This window comes from Clostridium neuense (assembly GCF_045310695.1).
GTDB classification, from domain to species: domain Bacteria; phylum Bacillota; class Clostridia; order Clostridiales; family Clostridiaceae; genus Clostridium_S; species Clostridium_S neuense.
This window is the reverse complement of sequence record NZ_JBJIAA010000010.1, coordinates 162767-184858: the sequence shown is the minus strand read 5'-3', so window position 1 is coordinate 184858 and position 22092 is coordinate 162767. Positions and strand designations below refer to the sequence as shown.

General features: G+C 31.5%; 14 protein-coding genes. All 14 read right to left on the bottom strand.

What is annotated here, in order from left to right:
- Positions 1 to 203 precede the first annotated feature (203 nt).
- Entirely contained in the window at positions 204 to 1184 is a 981-nt protein-coding gene (locus ACJDT4_RS13580) for a metallophosphoesterase family protein (protein WP_406788109.1), read from the bottom strand.
- Between the two features lie 813 nt (positions 1185 to 1997).
- The gene (locus ACJDT4_RS13575) at positions 1998 to 2825 is read right to left on the bottom strand and encodes an efflux RND transporter periplasmic adaptor subunit (protein ID WP_406788108.1); all 828 of its coding nucleotides are present in this window, start codon (positions 2823 to 2825) and stop codon (positions 1998 to 2000) included.
- A gap of 28 nt (positions 2826 to 2853) precedes the next feature.
- On the bottom strand, positions 2854 to 4071 hold the full coding sequence (locus tag ACJDT4_RS13570; RefSeq protein WP_406788107.1) for an ABC transporter permease subunit: 1218 nt from the start codon (positions 4069 to 4071) through the stop codon (positions 2854 to 2856).
- Positions 4072 to 4093: 22 nt separating this feature from the next.
- Complete coding sequence (locus ACJDT4_RS13565) at positions 4094 to 5308, bottom strand: ABC transporter permease subunit (protein WP_406788106.1); 1215 nt, start codon at positions 5306 to 5308, stop codon at positions 4094 to 4096.
- The gene (locus ACJDT4_RS13560; RefSeq protein ID WP_406788105.1) at positions 5289 to 6227 is read right to left on the bottom strand and encodes an ABC transporter ATP-binding protein; all 939 of its coding nucleotides are present in this window, start codon (positions 6225 to 6227) and stop codon (positions 5289 to 5291) included. Before ACJDT4_RS13560 ends, ACJDT4_RS13565 begins: the two co-directional genes overlap by 20 nt.
- A 246-nt stretch (positions 6228 to 6473) precedes the next feature.
- Positions 6474 to 8468: a type I pullulanase gene (gene pulA, locus ACJDT4_RS13555; protein ID WP_406788104.1), complete on the bottom strand. Its 1995-nt coding sequence runs from the start codon at positions 8466 to 8468 to the stop codon at positions 6474 to 6476.
- A gap of 142 nt (positions 8469 to 8610) precedes the next feature.
- Positions 8611 to 9591, bottom strand: a complete 981-nt coding sequence (locus ACJDT4_RS13550; RefSeq protein WP_406788103.1) for a hypothetical protein — start codon at positions 9589 to 9591, stop codon at positions 8611 to 8613.
- A 1-nt stretch (position 9592) separates the two neighbouring features.
- Positions 9593 to 10603 (bottom strand): ABC transporter permease, encoded by a 1011-nt coding sequence (locus tag ACJDT4_RS13545; RefSeq protein WP_406788102.1) that lies wholly within the window; start codon positions 10601 to 10603, stop codon positions 9593 to 9595.
- Positions 10584 to 11480 (bottom strand): ABC transporter ATP-binding protein, encoded by an 897-nt coding sequence (locus ACJDT4_RS13540; protein ID WP_406788101.1) that lies wholly within the window; start codon positions 11478 to 11480, stop codon positions 10584 to 10586. The genes ACJDT4_RS13545 and ACJDT4_RS13540 overlap by 20 nt, the downstream gene beginning before the upstream one ends.
- Before the next feature lie 16 nt (positions 11481 to 11496).
- Positions 11497 to 11904, bottom strand: coding sequence for a GntR family transcriptional regulator (locus ACJDT4_RS13535; protein ID WP_406788100.1), 408 nt, complete (start codon positions 11902 to 11904; stop codon positions 11497 to 11499).
- A gap of 372 nt (positions 11905 to 12276) precedes the next feature.
- Positions 12277 to 15906 carry a X2-like carbohydrate binding domain-containing protein gene (locus ACJDT4_RS13530; RefSeq protein ID WP_406788099.1) on the bottom strand — a complete coding sequence of 1210 codons (3630 nt, stop codon included), beginning with the start codon at positions 15904 to 15906 and terminating at the stop codon, positions 12277 to 12279.
- Complete coding sequence (locus tag ACJDT4_RS13525) at positions 15878 to 17530, bottom strand: NHL domain-containing protein (protein ID WP_406788098.1); 1653 nt, start codon at positions 17528 to 17530, stop codon at positions 15878 to 15880. The genes ACJDT4_RS13530 and ACJDT4_RS13525 overlap by 29 nt, the downstream gene beginning before the upstream one ends.
- A 108-nt stretch (positions 17531 to 17638) precedes the next feature.
- Positions 17639 to 18739: a response regulator gene (locus ACJDT4_RS13520; RefSeq protein ID WP_406788097.1), complete on the bottom strand. Its 1101-nt coding sequence runs from the start codon at positions 18737 to 18739 to the stop codon at positions 17639 to 17641.
- Positions 18740 to 18744: 5 nt separating this feature from the next.
- Positions 18745 to 21828, bottom strand: a complete 3084-nt coding sequence (locus ACJDT4_RS13515; protein ID WP_406788096.1) for an ATP-binding protein — start codon at positions 21826 to 21828, stop codon at positions 18745 to 18747.
- Between the last annotated feature and the right edge of the window lie 264 nt (positions 21829 to 22092).

Genomic DNA, 22092 nt, shown 5'->3' with positions numbered 1-22092 from the left:
TTTTATTATATTTTGTTGCATTTTGTTTAACTTTATTTCTTTATCTTATAATGAAAAAAGCAAGTGAGTACAATAATGCCACTTGCTTCTTTTATTATAAACTTGGATTTTGACATAGGTAAGTGTAATTCATTAACAAATTGCTTTGTACTTTATATTAATACACTACAAGCAAAATTTTACAGTGAAAATTAAGTATTATACTACCTACTAACAGTTGTAGACCAATTTCCATCAGTAGCATAGTTATTATTGGATAAGTATTTTATACCTTGAACATATACACAGTCATCATATACATTAACATGATATCCTTCTGAGTTTTCATAAATTGAAGGAGATGAAAAAATTGGACATACACCTAATTTTCCATAATCAGAAGAGTTTTCAAAGCTTAAGTGGGTATGCGCAGTAAACATTATAGCCTTAGGATGCCTGTTTAATACTTGTGAAAGATCATCTGTATTTGTTATACAATTTGAAGAATCTGACCCATCAACTGTATTATATGGTGGTTGATGACAAAATACAAAAGATAATCCACTGCCAATATGATTATCTAAATAATTTAATTGATAATCTGGGTTAAGATAAGCACAATCATTAGTACTTCCCCAGTCTATGCTATCAGTTCCCAAGAAAAAAAACGGAGTATTATTTACATGCTGCAAATCATATGCTTTATCTGTATCACGGCATGAATATGAAACATTCGATGCAGGACTTAGTTTAACTTGGATTGCACGTGTTTGAGTTACAAATTGGCTAATGCACCAATTATAATCACTTGGATCTGAAGAATAAGTACCTTGCTTTTTAAATTCATGGTTACCTAAATTAAAATAAATATAAGGAAGTCTTTTTCCTGAACTGTTAGCATTGTTTACAATGTTAGCTAGTGTAGAGTAAGATGAGTCATAATAATTGTCAACTACATCTCCATTTATTACTATACACTTATCATTGGGAAAATTATTTTTTATACAATTTAAGGCCCTAGCTGTGTTTGTCATAGCTTGTTGGGTGTGTGAAGAATTATCATTAATTCCTATATGTGTATCTGAAATCACACTAAAGCCATATTGCAAAGTATGGGCCGATGCAGAAACTGCTGTTCCCGCAATTAATGATATAGTAGTAATAGTTGTCACTAAAAGATTTAGTAAAATTTTCGATTTTTTCACTGTTTAATCCATCTCCCTTTTTTTAGATTTACAAACATAATTATACATTAATTGAATAATCATGTAAACAATATATTTTACAAATATTTTCTAAATATAAACAGCCTATTTCATACTTTACAGTTGACATAAAGTAACTCCACCTTCTCTGTACTCTGCATTAAATTCCGTAGGCACTAAAATTTTTCCTTGAACTACCGTGGGAGCTAAGGAATAATGCTGAAGAAACAGTTAATGGCATCTAAAAAAAGGGGCTGTCGTACTAAAAATTGTCAAATCATAATTTCTAAAGATTGCAAACTAACGCATAACGAAAGAATTTGCTGACCGAAGGTAGCAAATAGTGAAAGCTTTGACGATGCAACGCACGTCGAAAGTAAACCTACACGTGGTTTGGGCGTTTAGCCCATTATCCTTCTTAAATTAAATAAAAGCACTTTCTATAATATTTACCTCCGGTAAACAGTAAAGGTTGCTTTTCCTCCATTACATTACCGAAAATCTTCTAATATAGGTTTAAACAAAGCACATTAAATTATTTTTCGTGGTAAAATGGACTACAAAAATTCACGCCTAAAATTCCGTAGGAACGGAGGAATTTTTTCCTTGCACCTCCGTGGAGGGGCGAATGAGCAATGCTGAAGGAACGATTTAAAAAGATTCTAATAAATCTTAGCAAAAAAACATAAAATGCTTAGATATTTCAATTGTCTGAGTATCTTTTCCGCGAGTTATTGAAATATCTTAGTATTTTATGTTTTTTTACTTTAGATTTATAGAATTTTTTTAACGTGACGAAGCATTGCTCATTCGCTATCTCTTTATTTCTAGATCTACAGACGCATTTGGTAAAAGCTTTCCGTCATTATCATCTATAGATATTTCTACAGGTATATAAGAATCATCATCTGAACCAGAACTAGAATCCGAACCTATACTAGCACTGCTACTGCTAATAACACTCTTTCCAACATATGTTACCTTTCCTTTGTAGGATTTACCAGAGTATGCTTGTGATGTTATTGTAACGCTTTGTCCTTCTTTTATATCATTTATATTTTCTTCAGGTGCCTTTGCTACAACTTGTATATTCTTTAAGTCCTCGAGCTTTACTATTTTAACTTGAGAATTTAGAGTATCACCCTTTGAATATCCTATATTTGTAACAACTGCATCATCCATATCGCATATTATGTTGTTTCCACTTATATAACTTTGGCTTAATTTATTTTTAGTGGCATTAAGTTCATCAGTTAAACCATCTATAGTTTTTTGCTCTAACTTTTTTTGATCATCATCAGTTATTTTGTCTTTCTTTAAATTTTCTACATCTATTTGATTTTGTTCCTTATTGACATATGCATTAAAATCATTTAAATTAAGTGCAAGTAATTTATCGCCCTTTTTAACCTCTTGTCCCTCTTTTACAAATACATCTGAGACTCCAACAGAAACATCCATAGGAACACCTAGTGATATACTTTCAACATTCTTTGACCTTACATTTCCAGTTATTTGAATAGCGTTTGGATCTTTTTTAGTTTTATTGTTATTTGCAGTTGATGAACTTCCTCCACATCCAACGCTTAAAGCCATAATTCCTGCAAGAACAGCCGCTATCATAATTCTATTTTTTTTCATATCATATTCCTCTTTTCATCATTATTTTTTAGACTAGCATATCTTTTTTAGTAAACCAAAGGTGTGCCAAAACATAACTTATAACACCTGTAATTACGTTAACTGCAATTCCTAGTGTAAGCGAAATATCAGGATTTCTTATCATCTGTGATAACTCACCCGTAAGCATTAATCCTGGCGATGAATAAGTATTTATAATATATGGTGCTATTTGCCTAATTGGAACATCTCCAGAACTGCTTCCATCTCCAGAACTTATTTTAATTATCATAAAGCTTAAAATTACAGCGACCACTATTCCAGCTGTCATTGATATAGTATTGCTACCGGCAACCGCTGACACAAGTATGCATATAGATGTAAATGCAACTATAAAAAGTAGCTGCAACAAAAGCATTTCCAAAATAAACTTCCATTGTGGAACAACATATGAACTTCCAAGTACAGCTTGAACATCATGCCAGCTTCCTGCTAAAATTTTATTTCCGTTAAATTCATATTTAGCTCCTATTGCTACTGGTGAATTAGCCCTTCCAAAACCTATAATAATACCCAGTATTATAAATGATATTATTTCCGAACCAATTATAGCTGCTATACTGGCAATTGACGCTGCAGAAAATTTTGAAAATAAAATTTTTCCCCTTGAACGCGGCTTTGTAAGAAGCATTTTCATAGTAGGTGGAGAAGTTTCAGAAGAAACAACATCAAGAACAATTATACATATTATTACTGGCAAAATAATAATTGATAAAATATTTATCATTTGTGTAAATACATCTATTGCCTTTACATTTGAACTGTCCGCTGCCTCAGTAATATTATTCTTAAGCGCATATTTCATTACCAATATATCTTTATTTACCTGCTCAATTTTTGTATTATCCCCCGCTAAATCAGCAGAATTTTTCTTTTTTTCATCATCTGCTATCTGACTATTTATCTGATCTTTAAAGCTAAGCTTTTTTAAATCCTCATCTTTATATGCTTTTCTTATATTATCCTTATATATATTTATAACCTGTTTTAACTGCTTTGCCTCATCAGCACTCTCATATGGCAGTGCAGATTTATACGTTGATATAAGTTTTTCATCCTCTACTATAGTTTGCATAGGTGTCTTATGCTGAGATTGATACTGAAGCAGTGAAAATAATACAGTTATAGCAGAAAATAATATCATCACAATTAGAACTTTTCTCTTTTTAAATATTTTTTGAAGTTCGTTTGTTATAAGATTATACAAACTTCTCCCTCCCTTCACAGCTTTATGCAAGCATGTCTCTTTTCGTAAACACAAGACTTGAGATAGCAAAGCATATCAAAGTATAAATTATAAGCACACCTACTCCCATACCTATCGTTACAGATGGGTTGTTTATCCTCTTTGCTAAATCCCCATATACAAGCATATCCGAAGATGCATAGGTCATTGGAAAATATGGGCTTACCTTTTGAAGCGCATCTGGTAATGCTCCTTGAAGTGACATTATGCCAACTATAGACATTACAAGTCCAATTCCCACGCTGCTTCCTATTGCTATTCCAGAATTTTTAATTAAAACTGAAATTAAAAAGCATATTGATACACAAGTTACTATAAATAATAAATCCATTCCTGTAACATACATAAAATATTTAGCATATGGAACTATTTGTGTAGACCCAACTACTGGTGACAGACCCATTTGATTGTTTTGAGTCATTACAGCTTTATCATATTGATATATTGTACCAACGCCTACTGGCGATGACATATTAGGAAATCCATCTTTAATGCCAAACACTATAAATAGCACTATTTGTGGTATTATTATCAAAAATACATTTGATGCAAAAATGGCTATAAACTTTGACAACAATATTTTAAATCTAGATACGGGCTTTGCTAAAAGCATCTTTATAGTTGCAGGAGAATACTCCGAACTTACTATGTCTCCAGTTACAACTGCAATTATCATAAAGACTATTATCATTTCAATAAAAGCCTTTGTATCAAGAAAAGCGTAAAATACGGTATCTCCAGTTTCATCATAAGGATTAACATTATTATCTAAGTAATATTGATCCTTTGAAACAGCAACAGTAGCATTTTCAATATCTTCGTTTTTACCTTTTGCATTTGCTTTTATAAGTGCCTCTTTATTTGTTCTTAAATCCTTGGTAACTCTTCTTGTCCATTCTAGATTTTTATCTGCTTCACTCTTCTTTAACTTTTTTAATCTAGCCTGTTCACTTGCTATTGTCTTTTTTAAATTTTTTCTTTCCTTCGCACCCATACTGCCACTCTGTAAGCTTTTCTTATCCGTCTTAATATTTGTTTTCGTCATTTCAATTTGCTTCTCTGGACTATTGTATTTTTTTTCATTTGAGTATTGCATAAATCCAATCAAAAACAAGATAACAGTAAATACAATAAAGGTTATCCAGAACTTCTTCTTTTTTATTATTTTATAAAGTTCATTACTTATCAGCCGCCACATCTTTTGCCTCCCCTCCTTCTACTATTTGCATAAATCTATCTTCAAGATTTTTATGTGTTTTATAAAATTCACTTACTTCTATATTTGCTTTCATAAGCTCACTGACTACCTTAGAAGATTTTCCTGTATCTAAAGATAGTGAAATTTTATCTTTATCATCTTTAACATCATATACAAAAGGAAGCTTAGTTAAAACTCCTATAGCCTCTACCATGTTAGGCGTTGCTATCACAAAATTCTCCTTAGCATCCTTTGTCTTTTTATCATTCAAGCTTTCAACAGATTTTATTTCTCCGCCATTAATAAACGCAACAGTATCACAAACCTGCTGTATTTCTGCGAGTATATGAGATGATATCATTACAGCTGATTTATTTTCTGTTGCCATTTGTCTTACTATTTTTCTAAAATCCATAATTCCAACAGGATCAAGTCCATTTGTTGGCTCATCTAAAATAAGGAGCTTCGGTTTTACTAAAAGTGCTTGACCAAGTCCCAAACGCTGTTTCATTCCAAGAGAATATTTTTTTACTTTGTCATTTATTCTATCTTTAAGTCCTATTATCTCTGCAACTTCATCTATTCTTTCTTTAGTTACATTTCCATACATTTTCGCATATTGAACTAAATTTTCTCTTCCAGTTAAAAATCCATACATATCAGGATTTTCTACTATACACCCTACATTTCCTAAAGCTTTTTCCTTTTCTTTTTGAATATCATGTCCCATAATTTTTATACTTCCAGAGTTTGGTGCAATAAGTCCAACGAGCATTCTTATAGTTGTGGTTTTACCAGCTCCATTAGGTCCTAGAAATCCAAAAATTTGCCCCTCTTTTATATCGAAGCTTATTCCTTTTATTATCTGCCTTTTACCTATGTGCTTTTTTACATCTTTAACCTCAAGCACAACTGCCATATTTATCCCTCCTTGATACTTATATCCAAAAATTCAATAAACATGAATATCTTATAATTATTAGTTTACTTCATAAATAACATATATACAACCTTACTTCCCTCCTAATGATAAGTCATATACTATAAAAAACTTTAAATAAAATATTAAGAATACATTAAGTTTCCACTACAAAATAGATGCAATTGTTATATATATAATATAACAATTGCATCTATTTTTAAAGCTATTATAGCACTATTTTTGTTACTTTTTTAAATTCACCAGTACCATGGAGGTTTTTTCATTGACTAAAACTCTATCTTCATGTACCATATCAAGCATTTCTATGCCTGCCTTTTCTTCCTTAACAACAACTGCCCACTCCGACTTTTTTAAATTAATCTCTTCATCTTGATTACTAGCATTTATAATTACAGCTATTTCCCTCCATTTATCACCATTAGCATTATTCAAAATAAAATATCCAATAACACTGTCCTTAGTATCAAAGAATTTTATGTTTTTCTGTATTTCAGCTTTAGTGAACATTCTAAAGGCTGGATGTTCTTTTCTCAATTTAATAAGCCCTTTGTAATATTCTACAACACTTTTATAATTATGCTTTCTCCACCAATCAATTCTATTTACCAAATCTGACGAATTAAAACTATTGGAAGCAAACCCTCCTCCATTTAATTTAGGTTTAGTTCCAAGCATTTCTTGACCACTTTGAATAAACGGAATTCCCTGAGAAGTTAAAACTATGAATGCAGCCATTTCATCCATTTTTATTTTTTCATGTTTTCCTATGTCGGGCTTCGTTAAATTTATTTTATCCCAAAGTGTATTGTTATCGTGACATGACACGTAATTTACTGTTTGAGTTGGCTCACTTGCCCATGGCTTAGATTTACAGGGTATTTTACTGTAATCCACACCATCATGCTCTACAGCTGCAACTATACTAAACTTAACCTGTTCCTTTAATTCAGCAATTGAATATGGAGTTTTACCATCACCTTTTAACCACTTAGAATTATAATTAATGAAGCCTCCAGCTTTCTCGTTAGATACACTGCCTCTAACTCCGTCCCTCATATCATCATTAAAAAAAGCTATTCTATTGTTAAGTTTTCTAGCATTCGTCTTTGTAGCTTTTTCATCATCACTTATTGTAACTTCGTTCCCTAGGTTCCATCCCTCTCCATATATTAATATACCTGGACTAATTTTATCTAAGGCTCTCCTTATTTCATTCATTGTATCTATATCATGCAGCCCCATAAGATCAAATCTAAAACCATCAACATGATATTCTTTAGCCCAATATGTTACAGCATCTATCATGTATTTCCTAAACATAAATCTTTCTGAAGCTGTGTCATTTTTGCACTGAGAATTGGCTATAACTTTACCATACTTGTCCTGACGATAATAGTAATTTGGAACGATATTATTAAAGGAAGAATGTTCATATTCATAAGTGTGACTAAATACACAATCCATTATTACAGCTATATTTTCATTATGAAATGCTTTAATCATTTGCTTCATTTCTTTTATCCTAACAGTTCCGGAATATGCATTAGTAGAATAACTTCCTTCCGGTACCAAGTAGTTTTTAGGATCATATCCCCAATTATATTGATTTGAATTAATTTTACTTTCATCAACACTTCCAAAATCAAAGGATGGAAGTATATGAACTGCATTTACTCCAAGTTCCTTAATATGATCTAATCCCGTAGCTTCCCCATACAAGTTTTTACTCGCATTTTCCGTTAAAGAAATAAATTTTCCTTTAACCTTTATGCCTGAATTTTCATCCATTGATATATCTCTAAAATGAAGTTCATAAATTATTGCATCTGTTTGATTTTTAATATATGGTCTTTTATCCTTATCCCAACCATCTGGATTAGTATCCAAAAGATTTACTACCATACCTCTAAGTCCATTTATTCCAACTGCTTTTGAATAAATATCCTGAGTTTCATTTGTTTTTCCATCAATGGTCACCTCATAAGTATAAAAAATACCTGCTAAGTTCCCCTTTTTAGTAAAACTCCAAACGCCATTATCTCCAAACTGCATTAATTTTTTTTCTATTAAATTACTACCTGTTCCTTCACTATAAAAATTTAGCACTACCTTTTCTGCCTTCGGTGACCAAACTTTAAATATAGTTTTTTCTTTAGAATAGATGGCACCTAGTTCCCCATCATAATTGTATTCGTCACCTAAACTATAACTATCCATTTTGTACCCTCCATCTAAGCAAATGCAATCGTTTGCACAAACGATTAAAAAAAATTGCACATTACGAAGTACAATTTTTTTTTATATCTATATTATATATTTTTAATATGAATAACTCAACAGCCCTAAAAAATTATTATTCCTATGCTTCTCCATCTACGCGCTTTACAGTTTTTCCAATACCTAAATATAAAATTACAAAGCACAGAACCGTAAATATAAAAGTAGCAATGTTATCAGCTGCAGTATTTAATCTAAAAAATGCATCTCCAACTATGTCACTTATAATAATCGTAAATACAACTGATGCAAATAATTTAAGTGCTAGAGAAAACTTAGGATATACATTTATATTTTGAGCATTTTCAATATTCTTCATATCATTAAGCTTTACCATTAATTTAAAAAATAAAATTGTAAATATAATTAATATCAATATTCTGTATATACAGTCCTTCCCATAAAAAATATTATAATATGGCAAAAGGTAAATTCCATTATTAGGATTGTCATATCCAATATTTATGCCATAGATATTTAAATACTCTGCTAAAATTCCTCTGCCTGTGCTCCACATAAATAGCACCATTCCACTAAAAAATGCTCCTACTATCTTATTGCCAAAGAACAAATCAACAAATAGCACAAAGGTTATAACAAATATATAAGTAAATATGCCCAAAATCATCCACATCAAAAAGTCAGTATAATTATTATAAATCTTCATCTTATTATAGTTCGTAAAATACATTATATTTAAAGCTATAAAATTTATAACAAGAGGCACCATAAAACATATAATACTTTCAAGCCATTTGCTAATTATGATTTCTTTCCTGCTGTATGGCATTGCAGTAATTATCTCCTGCTGACTATTTAAATTTTGCCTAAAACCAATAATAAATACTATAAATATAATTAATATTATGCTTACGTATGAATCAGTTTCTGAAAAATACTTTGGGAAACCAAAATTAATATATACATAGCTTTTTCCTCCTGGTATCTTTAAATTTTCTATATATTTAGAAAACATTTCAAAGCTAGAGGTTAAAAGAATAAATGTTACCAAAAGTATAACCCATTTTTCATAAATCCAATCTTTCCACAAAAGCTTCTTCACCTTATTCACCCCTATCGTATTTACTTAACTTAATTACTTTATCTATCTGAGAGTATGTAAAATAAGCCGCTGCAATAAAAATCATATTTAACAAAATAACGTAAATCGTTAATGACTGCTGCGCGTTAAGAAGTGCTGATAACCCTTTTGCTGCAAGTGTTCCTATACTTATAGAAGAAAACACCTTAAAGGCCACTTCTTTTTTAGGAGATATTTTAAGCTGTATACCCTCACCAATCCTTTCTCTTTTTACAAACAAAACAAATAGCATACATAAAATCGCTAAAATTATAATTAACCTCATGGTCGCCGGCAAAAAATTATAGCTTATAATACGCTGTTTCTTTTCGCTAAAATCACAATTTACTGGTAATCTTAAATAGTATCTAATAATCAAAGCATCAAATTTATAAATAGCATCTATGTGAGTAACATAGTGTATTAAATCTTCTATAGCCGATGGCAAAATTAAAATAGAAGCTGCTAAAACAGTTCCAAAGATTCCATTTTTGCAAAAACACTGTACATATACAAATAAAAAATACAGAACAGAATATATAAAAAAATATATAACTAGATACCATATAATATACTGAAATTTCATTATCCTGCTTAAATAATTTATATTGCCTTCATACACAATAGTGTTTATTATAAAACCTATAAGACAGGATAAAAATATAATAAATTCCCCTACTACTAATTTAGAAACTATTCTCTGCCCTATATTAAATGGCATATAGGTAATCAAATTTTTTGTACTCTCTCTTCTGTCATTATTCATAATTAAATATGCCATAAAAATAATAAGTAATATGGTTAAATAATTATAAAAATTTGCATAAAAAATTTCCCAATAACCATAAAAAATATCTGCATTCCCCCGCTTTCCAAATTCTATCAAATCAGAAATTTCAAAAGCTCGTGAGCTAAATAAAATAAGAGGAATTAAAAACCAATACACCGCCTTCCATTCTTTATAAATAAGTGCTTCATTTAAGTATTTGTTCATATTCAAGTCCACCTCCAACAGCATATATAAACATATCTTCAAGGCTCATTCCTATTTCTTCCTTAAATGAAATACCGCTGTCATCAAGCTTCTTTTTAAAGACTTCATCATATTTATTTGTTATTATGTTATACACTCTTCCTACTTTTTCAACCTTTATTACGCCCTCCCACTTTTCAATATCCTCAGGAGCTTTTTCCTTAAATACAGTTTGAATTTTTCTTATGGTTTTTTTCATTTCATCCACAGAATTCATGTATTTTATTTCTCCATTAAACAGGATACCAACGCTGTCACACATTCTTTCAAGGTTATTTAAATTATGAGAAGATATAATTACAGTGGTTTCCCTCTCTGCAACTTCCTCCAGTATTATATTTATAACCTGCTTTTTAGCAATAGGGTCTAAGCCTCCTGTTGGCTCATCAAGCACAAGTAGCTCTGGTCTTATACTTAAATTTAGCATTAAAGCTAGTTTCATTTTCATTCCCTTAGATAGTCTTCTAACCAAAGTATCCGTTGGAATCTTTAATATTTTATTTAAACTTTCAAATCTATCCATATCAAACTTTTCATAAGTCATAGAGTAAAACTTTATTAAACCCTTTATATTAAAATAACTAAAAAAATCATTTTGGTCGGCAACATATCCTATATGCTTTTTTATTTCTGGATTATCAAAAATCTGTTGTCCTGAAAAACTTATCTCCCCACCATTTGCTTTATATATACCCGTAAGACATTTTATGAGTGTTGTTTTTCCAGCTCCATTAGGTCCAATAAGTCCAAAAATAGTTCCCTTTGGCACTTCTATATTTACATTTTTAAGAACTTCTTTTTTTCCAAGCTTTTTACTCAAATTTTTTATAGTTATCACAAGCTTTCCCCCCCCCCTATTTTTTTGAATAGTTTTCGTCAAAACTTTCGCTGCTAATGTTGTCATAAGCATCATTTATCAGTTCTATCATTTTTTCCTTTGAAAGCCCTATATATTTGGCCTCAACTATTATCTTTTTTATGTTGTCTTTTAAATTTTCCATTCTTTCCTCCTCCATAACAGGCTTATACTGAGATGTTACATAGGTTCCTCTTCCCCTTATTGTCTCTATAACCTTTAACCTTTCAAGCTCGCTGTAAGCTCTACTTATAGTATTAGGATTTGCTGTAATCATTGAAGACATTTCTCTAACAGATGGAAGTTTATCTCCTGCTTGAAGTATTCCCTTTAATATTTCTTCCTTAACTTGATCCACAATTTGCTGATATATAGGAGTGCTGCTTTTATTATCTATATTAATCAAGGATTTCCCTCCTTTAGTGTATTAAGTGTATTAATTCAACTAGTACACTTATAATATAATACTAGCTTATTAAATTGTCAATTCCTTCTAATAAAAAAACAATACGAAAATTTAATTGGTTGCAAATATTCACACCTAAAATTCCGTAGGCACGGAGGAATTTTTTCCTTGCACTACCGTGGGCGCAAAATAACAATGCTGAAGGAACGATTTAAAAAAAATCCAATAAATCTTGGTGAAAAAATCGTAAGATCCTTAGATATTTCAATTGTCTGAGCCTTCTCCCAGCGAGTTATTGAAATATCTTAGGATTTTACGATTTTTTCACCTTAGATTTATGGATTTTTTTTAATGTGACGAAGCATTGTTATTTTACAGTTCTGTCATATAGAAAGTCATTTCCCTTGTACTAGGATTAAATTTTCCTTCTAATTTAGCCCATGCTTTAGCTGTTTCGTCGTAGTAGTACATTGAAGGACCATTTACATCTATTCCTTTTAATTCATCGGCTGTAAACTTCATTGTCACTTTAATCTTCTCATTATTAGCAAGCTTATGGATATTTTTTATATAGTTGTTGTTTGCATCAAATAATTCAATGCTTAGCAATAATGGATTTCCCACCTGCTTCAAACCCTTAGGCAAATTACCAAATTTATTTGATATATTTGCTGCTGTGTCACTTTGTTCTATAACTTTAATATAGCTTGTTCCGTCAGTTGAATCAATTGCTCCTGCTGGTATTGATATTTCCGCTCCATCGCTATTTATCACTAATGTGTTATCTCTGCTTGTTAAGTAATCAGAAGAAATTTTAGTTTCAGCCCCATTACTAGTTGCTGTAGGCTTGAAATTATACGTGTTTCCGCTTGTATATTTTGCTGTTACTACTAAATCTCCCGTTACCTTATCAAAAGCTTTATCCCAGCCTGCAAAAACATAACCTGTTCTTGTTGGTGCTGCTGGCGCTGTTGCACTTCCACCATAATTTACTGCTTGTGGTGTTCCTATTACAGTACCATCATAATTCTTAAAAGTTACTGTGTAGCTTGTAACTACTGGTGTTGTATTACCCGTGCTTGGAGTTGGTGTTGAAGCCTTATTCATAATAGCGAAATTCGTAAAATGTGGTGTATAGAAGGTAAATTCCATTGTATTAGTATTAAAGCTTCCTCCTAATTCCACCCATGTTCTACTTGTTTCATCATAATAATACATCGAAAGCTTGCTTGTATCTAAACCTGCTATCTGTGCTGATGTAAGTTTTATTGTTACTTTAACCCTTTGGTTATTAGAAAATTGATGAATATCTTGTATTAAAGCATCACTTGCATCGAACAACCCAACATTTAACCTTATTGGATTACCTACCATTTTTGCAACACCATTAGGTAAATTACCAAATAAGCCTTGTACAGTATTTGTCTCTGGAGTTACAACTTTTTCTGTAACCTTAATATGATCTGCTCCATTAACTAAATCAATTGCACTTGATGGTATTGCTAAGCTTGCTGCTGCACTATTTATTACTAATGTATTATCTCTACTCTTTAAATAATCGGTAGATATTTTTGTCTCATCGTCACCATTAGATGTAGTAGGTTGGAAAGGATATGTATTTCCACTTGTGTATTTTGCTGTTACTACTAAATCTCCTGTTACATCATTGTAGCTCTTGTCCCATCCTGCAAAAACATAGCCTGTTCTCGTTGGTGCTGCTGGTGCTGCCGCACTTTCTCCATAATTTACTGTCTGTGGTTCCCCTATTGTCTTTCCGTCGTAATCTTTGAAGGTTACTGTATAACTTCTTGTAGTTGTATCTGATATTGTTATGCTTAACTTTTGTGCATTTCCTTTGCTAAAATTAAACATAAGGTCTTGTGTTCCTGTAGCTAACTTAGCTAAGTAACCCTTGCTTATTGTTACTACATCACCATTTACAGTATAGTCTACTCCATTTATTAAATCATAATCACTATTATTTATACCTGTTAATGTATTTCCATCTAATATCATAGTTGCACTTAAATCTGTACCACTTAATGATACTGTCATTGCTAAACTTTCTGTGCCAAAGTTAAATACCAAGTTTACTGTTCCTGTACCTACTTTTGTTAAGAAACCTCTTTTTATAGTTACTGTACTTCCATTTACTACATAATCTGTTCCATTAACTAGTGTGTTTCCCTCATTTGTAATGCTTGTTAGTGACTTCCCATTTAATGACATAGTCAAATCTACACCCATATCACCTACCAGCATTGCCACATCTAAATTTTTTATGTTTCCTTTATCATCATAAAATGCTAGTTCCGCTGATTGTGAGCTTAAATTTGCTAGGTCACTCTTTTTTATTGTTACTGTATTTCCTCTAAATTCATGAGATAAATAGTTTGCGCCGTTTCTCATTGAAATACTCTCTAACTTATATTTACTTAGGCCCATAGAAACATTTACATCTGCTTGATTTGCTGTATTCTTATCAAAGCTTGCTGTTATTGGGCTTATACTTGACCCTACTTGAACAATACAACCATCATTTACAGCGCTAGATTTACCCCACTTAGTAACCTTATAATTCCCTGTTGTTACCTCTACTGCTTCTATATACTTACCATTTGCCACTGCTATTTCCTGTACATTGGTATTTGCAAGCTCTATCCAGCCATCACCTGGTTCAATTTCTTCTCCTACATTTAATGCTGTCGGCTCTGAATCCACTATTTTGTAGCATATCACATGATGACTATCATCAACTGCTGGTGTTACTGTCAAGGTTACTTTTCCTGATACTGCTGGTGTTTCTGCTTCTGCTGTTACTGTTAGTCCGCAGGCTGCTGATGGTGTTGTATCTGTTACTGCTACATTTAAGCTTTGTGAATCCCCTGCACTAAAGTTAAATACTAAATTTGCAGTTGCTCCTGCATCTAATGATGCCAAATAACTTTTGTTTATTGTTACTGTATTTTCATTTGCAGTGTAGTCTATCCCATTTATTAACGGAATCACTCCATTTACAATACTTGTTAATGTATTTCCATTCAGTGTCATATCTACGTTCACATCTGCTTGATTTGATGTGTTCTTATCAAAGCTTGCTGCATTTCTACTTAAGCTTGCTGAAACAACATAACCGTCATTTACAACATTAGATTTTCCCCACTTAACAACTTTATTATCAGCTGCTGTTACTTCTACTGCTTCTATATACTTACCATTTGGCGCTGTTATTTCCTGTGAATTTCCACCTATAAACTCTGTCCAGTCATTTAAATCTATGGTATCTCCTACATACAATTGTTGAGGCACTGTATCGTCTACTTTGTAGTATATTTTATCAGAACCTTCAACTATTCCTGATGATACACTTAGCATTACTTTATCTTGTTTTGCTGGTACCTCTGCTTCTGTTGTCACTGTTAGTCCACTTGCTGCTTGTGGCATTGATAATTTTCTTATTTCACTGTTAAAAGTATCAGCTATAAATACATTTCCAATGCTGTCTACTGCTACTGATCTTGGATAGCTTAATGTGGCATTAACAGCTGAACTATTGTCGAAACTAAAACCACTAACTCCTGTTCCTGCAATAGTAGTTATAATTCCTGCCCCATCTATCTTTCTTATTCTATTATTAGAATAATCTGCCACATACATATTTCCTTCATTGTCAATTGCTAGTCCTGTTGGTGATAATACTGCATTAGTTGCTAGATTTCCATCTCCGCTTAAACCACGACTTCCATTCCCTGCAATAGTAGTTATAATTCCTGCTCCGTCTATCTTTCTTATTCTACCATTACCATAATCCGCTATATATATGTTTCCATCTTTATCTAGGCATATTCCTCTTGGGCTATTTAGCATTGCATTAATTGCTGCCTCTCCGTCTCCTGCATATCCAGCTTGCGTTGTTCCGGCTATAGTACTAATATTTCCTGTTACAGCATCTATTTTTCTTATCCTGTTATTGCTAGTATCTACTATATATATTATTATCATTGTCTACAGCTACAGCACTAGGCTGATATAGCTTCGCATTAACAGCTAGGCCACCATCTCCACTATACCCTCCTGTAACATACCCATTTCCTGCAATAGTACTTATATTTCCTGTTACAGCATCCACTTTTCTTATAGCGTTATTATAAAAATCTGCTATATATAAATTACCCTCATTGTCTACAGCAACTCCGCTTGGATAATTTAGCTTTGCGTTAACAGCTGAACCGCCATCTCCGCCATAAGCTTGTGTGCCATTTCCTGCAATAGTACTTATATTTCCTGTTGCAGCATCTATTTTTCTTACCCTGTTATTATTAGTATCCGCTATATATATATTGTTTTGCTTATCAGTTGCTACTCCTTGTGGATAGTTCAAGGCAGCATTTATTGATGCACCATTATCTCCTCTATAGCCACCATACGGAGCATCTACTACTGAACCAGCAAACCTACTTATAATTCCAGTACTCACATCTATTTTTCTTATTAAACAATTACTAGGAACATACACATTGCCACTATGATCAAGAGCTAGTATAGACGGTCTACCTATATCTGCATTAATGGCAAGTCCATCATCGCCTCCATATGCATTTAAGCCAGTTCCACCAATAGTTGTTATTTTTTGAGTTGTTGCATCCACTTTTTTTATCTTGTTATTAACACAATCCGAAATATAAATATTTCCACTATCATCTATCTTTACTGAGTTTGGATTTTGTAAAGTTGCGCTAGTAGCTGGACCATCATTTCCAGTATCTCCAGCCGTTCCAGTTCCAGCAATAGTATAAATATTCCCTGTAGCTGCTGCTACTTTTCTTATTGAATGTCCATTTGAGTCAGCTATGTATATATTGAAATCTTTGTCCACAGCTACATCCATAACATTTTTGAAGGATGCACTAGTTGCCGGACCATTATCACCAGCTCTTGCATTAGTACCATTTCCTGCTACAGTGCTAATATTTCCTGTCTGTGCATCTATTTTTCTTACTCTATTATTAAAATTATCAGCAATATATATATTATCAGCCTTATCTATTGCTATTCCTATAGGATCACTAAATTGAGCATTAATTGCTGAAGTTCCGTCTCCTGCATATCCAGATTGGACTTTTCCAGCTATAGTACTAATATTTCCTGTAATTGCATCTATTTTTCTTACCTTGTTGCTTGACAAGCCTTCAGTAAAATAAATATTATTTTTGCTGTCTAATGCTATTCCTGATACCCCTGTTATTTGAGCGTTAATGGCCAGGCCGCCATCTCCAGTATCTCCACTAGTACCATTCCCTGCAATAGTAGTTATGTTTCCCGTTAAAGCGTCTACCTTTCTTATTCTGTAACTACCATTATCCGCTATATATGCATTTCCATCTCTGTCCATCGCCACTCCATTTAAAAGGAAAGATAGCTGTGCATTAGTAGCTAAACCATTATCTCCTGAGTATCCAGATTGAACCTGTTTTCCTACTATTCCCGCTACTCTTGTAATTGGCACATTAACAGGAGTTGTAGCTGCATGTACATTCTTATTAAAAGGCAGAATCAGTGACGAAGCTACAAAAAATAAATTCGTCATTAATGCTGTTACTTTTAAACTAACTCTACTTTTATTCATTAATTTACCTCCATTGTATTATAGTATATTTTATATTATATATACCAACACTCAACAAAAAATAAACAAAACCATAACTTATATGGTTTTGTCGTCTTTTATTTAATATTATCCTATTATTTTCCTCAAGCCTTTTAAAATTTCTTCGTTTATTTCATCGTCAAAATTTTTTTCAAAGTTTTTATATATCTTTTTAGCATTTATCATATCTCCCTTGTCCATATTTATTTTGATTAATCTTGAACAAGCTTTTTCTGATAGAGGATTAATTCTAAGTAGATATTTCAAAATCTTTTCAACTTCATCTCTTTGCTGTATATTCTCATAATATTGTGCTAAAAATATCCCCATATTTTCAAAACAATCGCTATAATAATCTTTTTCCTCATAGGCCCATGAATAATCCTCATTTTCAAAACAACCTCCACTATACTCAAAAAAGGCAGCTTTTATAGGTTCAATTTCAGCATTCTTCTTTCCAATTTCCTTTATGGCATTGCAAAAATTATTCAAATCACTTTCAGCATAATCAACATTTATGCTATATCCATTTTCTTTACGCAAAATAAAATTACTTATACCAAGTGCTTTTGTAGCTTTTCTAACATAATAACAGGTCGTATGAAAATTCTTTGCAGCCCTTTCCATTTCCATATCTGGCCAAAGCATATAAATAATTTTATCCTTTGATATTGGTTTACCTTGATAACTTAATAAAAGCCCTAACAGTTCCTTAGCTTTTTCTGTTCTAAATTCAATAGTGGTTTTCATATCCTTATTCTCACTAACTAAAAAATATTTAAAAATCTTAACATATAACTTTCTTGGTTTCTCTACTATTTTGACATTACTTTGTCTTAATAAAATTCTTTCAAGCTTTTGCTTTATACCCTCTAGTTGAACAGGCTTTAATAAATAACCAAGAGCATGAACCTCAAAAGCCTGCAGTGCATATTTATCATAGGCTGTAATAAAAATCACTTCTATTCTCGGATTTTTCTCCATTAATATTTCAGCCAGCATAAGTCCATTTATTTCAGGCATTTCAATATCTAAAAAAGCAACATCCGCATTGTCTACATTAATATTTTCTATGGCTTCCTTTGATTTTGTATATCCTTTTATATAGCTTAAGTATTCACTTTCCTTTAATAATCTCATGATTCTTAAAAGTCCTAATTCTTCATCATCTACAGCAATTGCCCTCATCTATTTTATTCCCCCTTAGCTGGTATTACTATTTTCACCGTTGTCTCTCTTCCTTCTTTGCTCCATATTTCTATCCCTCTACCATACAAGCTTTTTAATCTCATATTAATATTTTTTAACCCCACACTTTTGCTGGCCCTTTTTACATCTAATAATTGCTCTATCTTATCTTTAGAAATGCCCTTACCATTATCCCATACACTAATCACTATTTCTTTTTCTTTTTTTACTACAGATATTTTTATCAATCCTGTTTCATATTTTCCTCTAATTCCATGTATTACAGAATTCTCTACTAAAGGCTGTATTATTAAAGGTGGTATCATAATTCCACGACTAATCTTTAAATCATGCTCAATTTTAAGTTTATCTCCAAAACGAGCTTTTTCTAACTTTAAATATGTATCAACATACTCCATTTCTTTTTCTAATGGAATTAATTCTTCTAGATTCGCAAAGCTAAAGCTCGTCCTTAAATAGCTTGCAAAATCAACTATTACTTCACTTGCATATTTGGGTTTTATATAGCAAAGCTCTGCAATTGTGTTCAAAACATTAAATAAAAAATGAGGTTTTATCTGTGCCTGTAAGAAAGCCATTTCCATATTTAATGCCTTTGAAACCGCCTGCCTTAATTCTACTAAAGTTTTAACCCTAGCTAATAATTCATTATGTTCAAAAGGCTTCGTAAGAAAATCATTTGCACCTGCTTCAAAGGATAAAACTATGCTGCTTTGTTGATTACTTGCGGTTAACATAAGCACTGGCAAGTCATACATGGTTTTCTGTTCCCTTATTTTTCTACATACTTCATAGCCAGATATCTCGGGCATCATAACATCTAATATTACTAAAGAGTAATCGTTATTTACTTTAAGCTCTTCTAGTGCTTTAATACCACTATTTACAGGTGTAATATTGTACCCCTCAAGCTTTAAAGCATTTATTATAGAATATAAATTTAAAATATCATCATCTACTACAAGTATTCTATGCCCATTTTGTACTATCTTCTCTGGCAAAGACAATTTATCAGTATATTTAAATTGTAAGTTTATATTCTCTGTTTTTGGATAACTATCAGGCAAATTATTACTTACTGGCAAAGTGAAGATAAATTTTGAGCCTACACCTAATTCTGATTCTACTGTAATTTTCCCTCCATGAAGTTCAATTAATTGTTTTGTAATATAAAGTCCAAGTCCCGTTCCACCATGTTTGCGAGTTATAGAAGTATCGATTTGTTCAAAGGCCTCCCATATTTTTGATATTTTATCCTTTGATATACCTGCTCCAGTATCTTCTATTACTATTTTCACATAATCATTTTCTCTAGACGCACATATTCTAATGTATCCTTCCTCTGTAAACTTTACAGCATTCCCCATAAGATTATATATAATCTGCTTAAATCTATCTTCATCCGCCAATACGCAGGGGATATTTTCCGGAATTTCAATAAGTATTTTCACAGCCTTATTTCTATTTAAATAATTAAATACATTTACTATAGGGCTAATAATGTTATTTATATCAAGGCTCTTTTCATAAAGCTTTATATCTCTATTTTTAAGCTTTGATATATCCAATATATCATTTACTAAATTTAATAACCTCCTTCCACTTGACACTATAATAGACAAATCCTTTTCCTGCATTTCATTAATTGATCCATTCACACCTCTAATCATTGATTCTGTAATACTTATTATTCCACTTAACGGAGTTCTTAATTCATGAGAGGTGTTTGCCAAGAATTCGTCCTTTAACTTGTCAAATTTCAAAAGTCGTTCTTGCATTTCCTTTTCCTTTTTTAACGAAGAAGCTAGTTTGCTTGACAATTTTTCAGATTGTGTAAAAGCATCTGCAAACTTTCTTGAAAGAACAAATGATTCAAGCATAATGGATATAAAAATAGCAATTGGAGACATATCATCATTTATATGCAAAATAACGTTATTTTGAAATAACATATCATTAACAAAGCTTATTACTATTAATACACATGCTGCTGTTATAATTAATGAATTGTTTTTTTTCATTTTAAATGCTTTTATTGCTATCACTAAAGACACCAATATGCACATTGTATATGCAGCCTCAAATACATATACAAAACTGGTATATATATGTACAGGAAATACTATGAATATACCAATCTCAGCCATAGTAATAAGCTTAAGACCTTCAACCTTTTTTCTTGATATGTTATTTGGAAGCATTTCATTTACTATTACAAGAAATAATAATGGCAGTAAGCAATCAAAAAAATACTCCAAAAAAACAGTTTTTTCATAGCTAAGTATATTAAATTCTCCATAATTAAATAACCTTGCTGCTGCTATAATGCATATTAGTACAAATAGTAAATTTATTCGTTCCTTAGTCCTTAAGAGAAAAAAGTTAATATAATAAATAGCAAGAGCAATGAGAGCTCCAATTAAAAACATATCTTTCATCATAAGTGCCTCATTTTGTGAACTTATCCCATATGAAGTACCTAACTTGACAGGATACCACATTCCTCCTCTTGCATAGGAATAATTCGATACCTGTACAATTACATTAAATTCATGCTTTTGCGGTGTAAAGTTAGCTGTAACCGTCCTATACTGCGGAATAAAATCTCTAGCATTTGTTCCAACTTTTCCATTTGAAGCAATAAGCTTATTATCTATATATAACTTATAAGCAGCCGACATATTTCTTATTCTTACCGCCATGATTTTCTTATCATCAGGAACCTTTACCTTAAGCCTATATGTAGCATATCCGTATCCAGAAAGATTGTGTCCATTAACCTTGTAGTTATTCCATACACTCGGAACCTCTGCATATATATCAGGTTTCATACTTCCATTTTTTAAATCCTCATAAGTATAAAGCTTTTTCCAATAAAACTCCCACTTACCATTAAGATTAACAGTGCTAGCTTTATTAAAATTCCAGCTACTAAGATCCATCGCTCCATTCTTGTCCATATTTAGAAAGCTATAGCCATTTCCAAGGTTTGAAATAACTATTGTTACTGCTATTAAAATACATAATAATATTATTAATTGTAAAATATGAATATACTTTTTAAGCATATATTACTCTTTCTCCTATGTTTATTCGACTATAATTAAACATTAACATACCTTAAATAAAAAAGTAAATAAGTTTTTATAGGAATTGCCACGGGATAATACCAATGTGCTTGATTACATTATTCAATTTTTGTGTATAAAATAACCTATACTAAATCATAAGTCATTTGCCATTTTATAATTTTTCTTTAAACTCAAGAAATTTATTTATATTTAATTATAATATCGTTTATTTTTTAAATAAGTTTAAATATATGTATTATT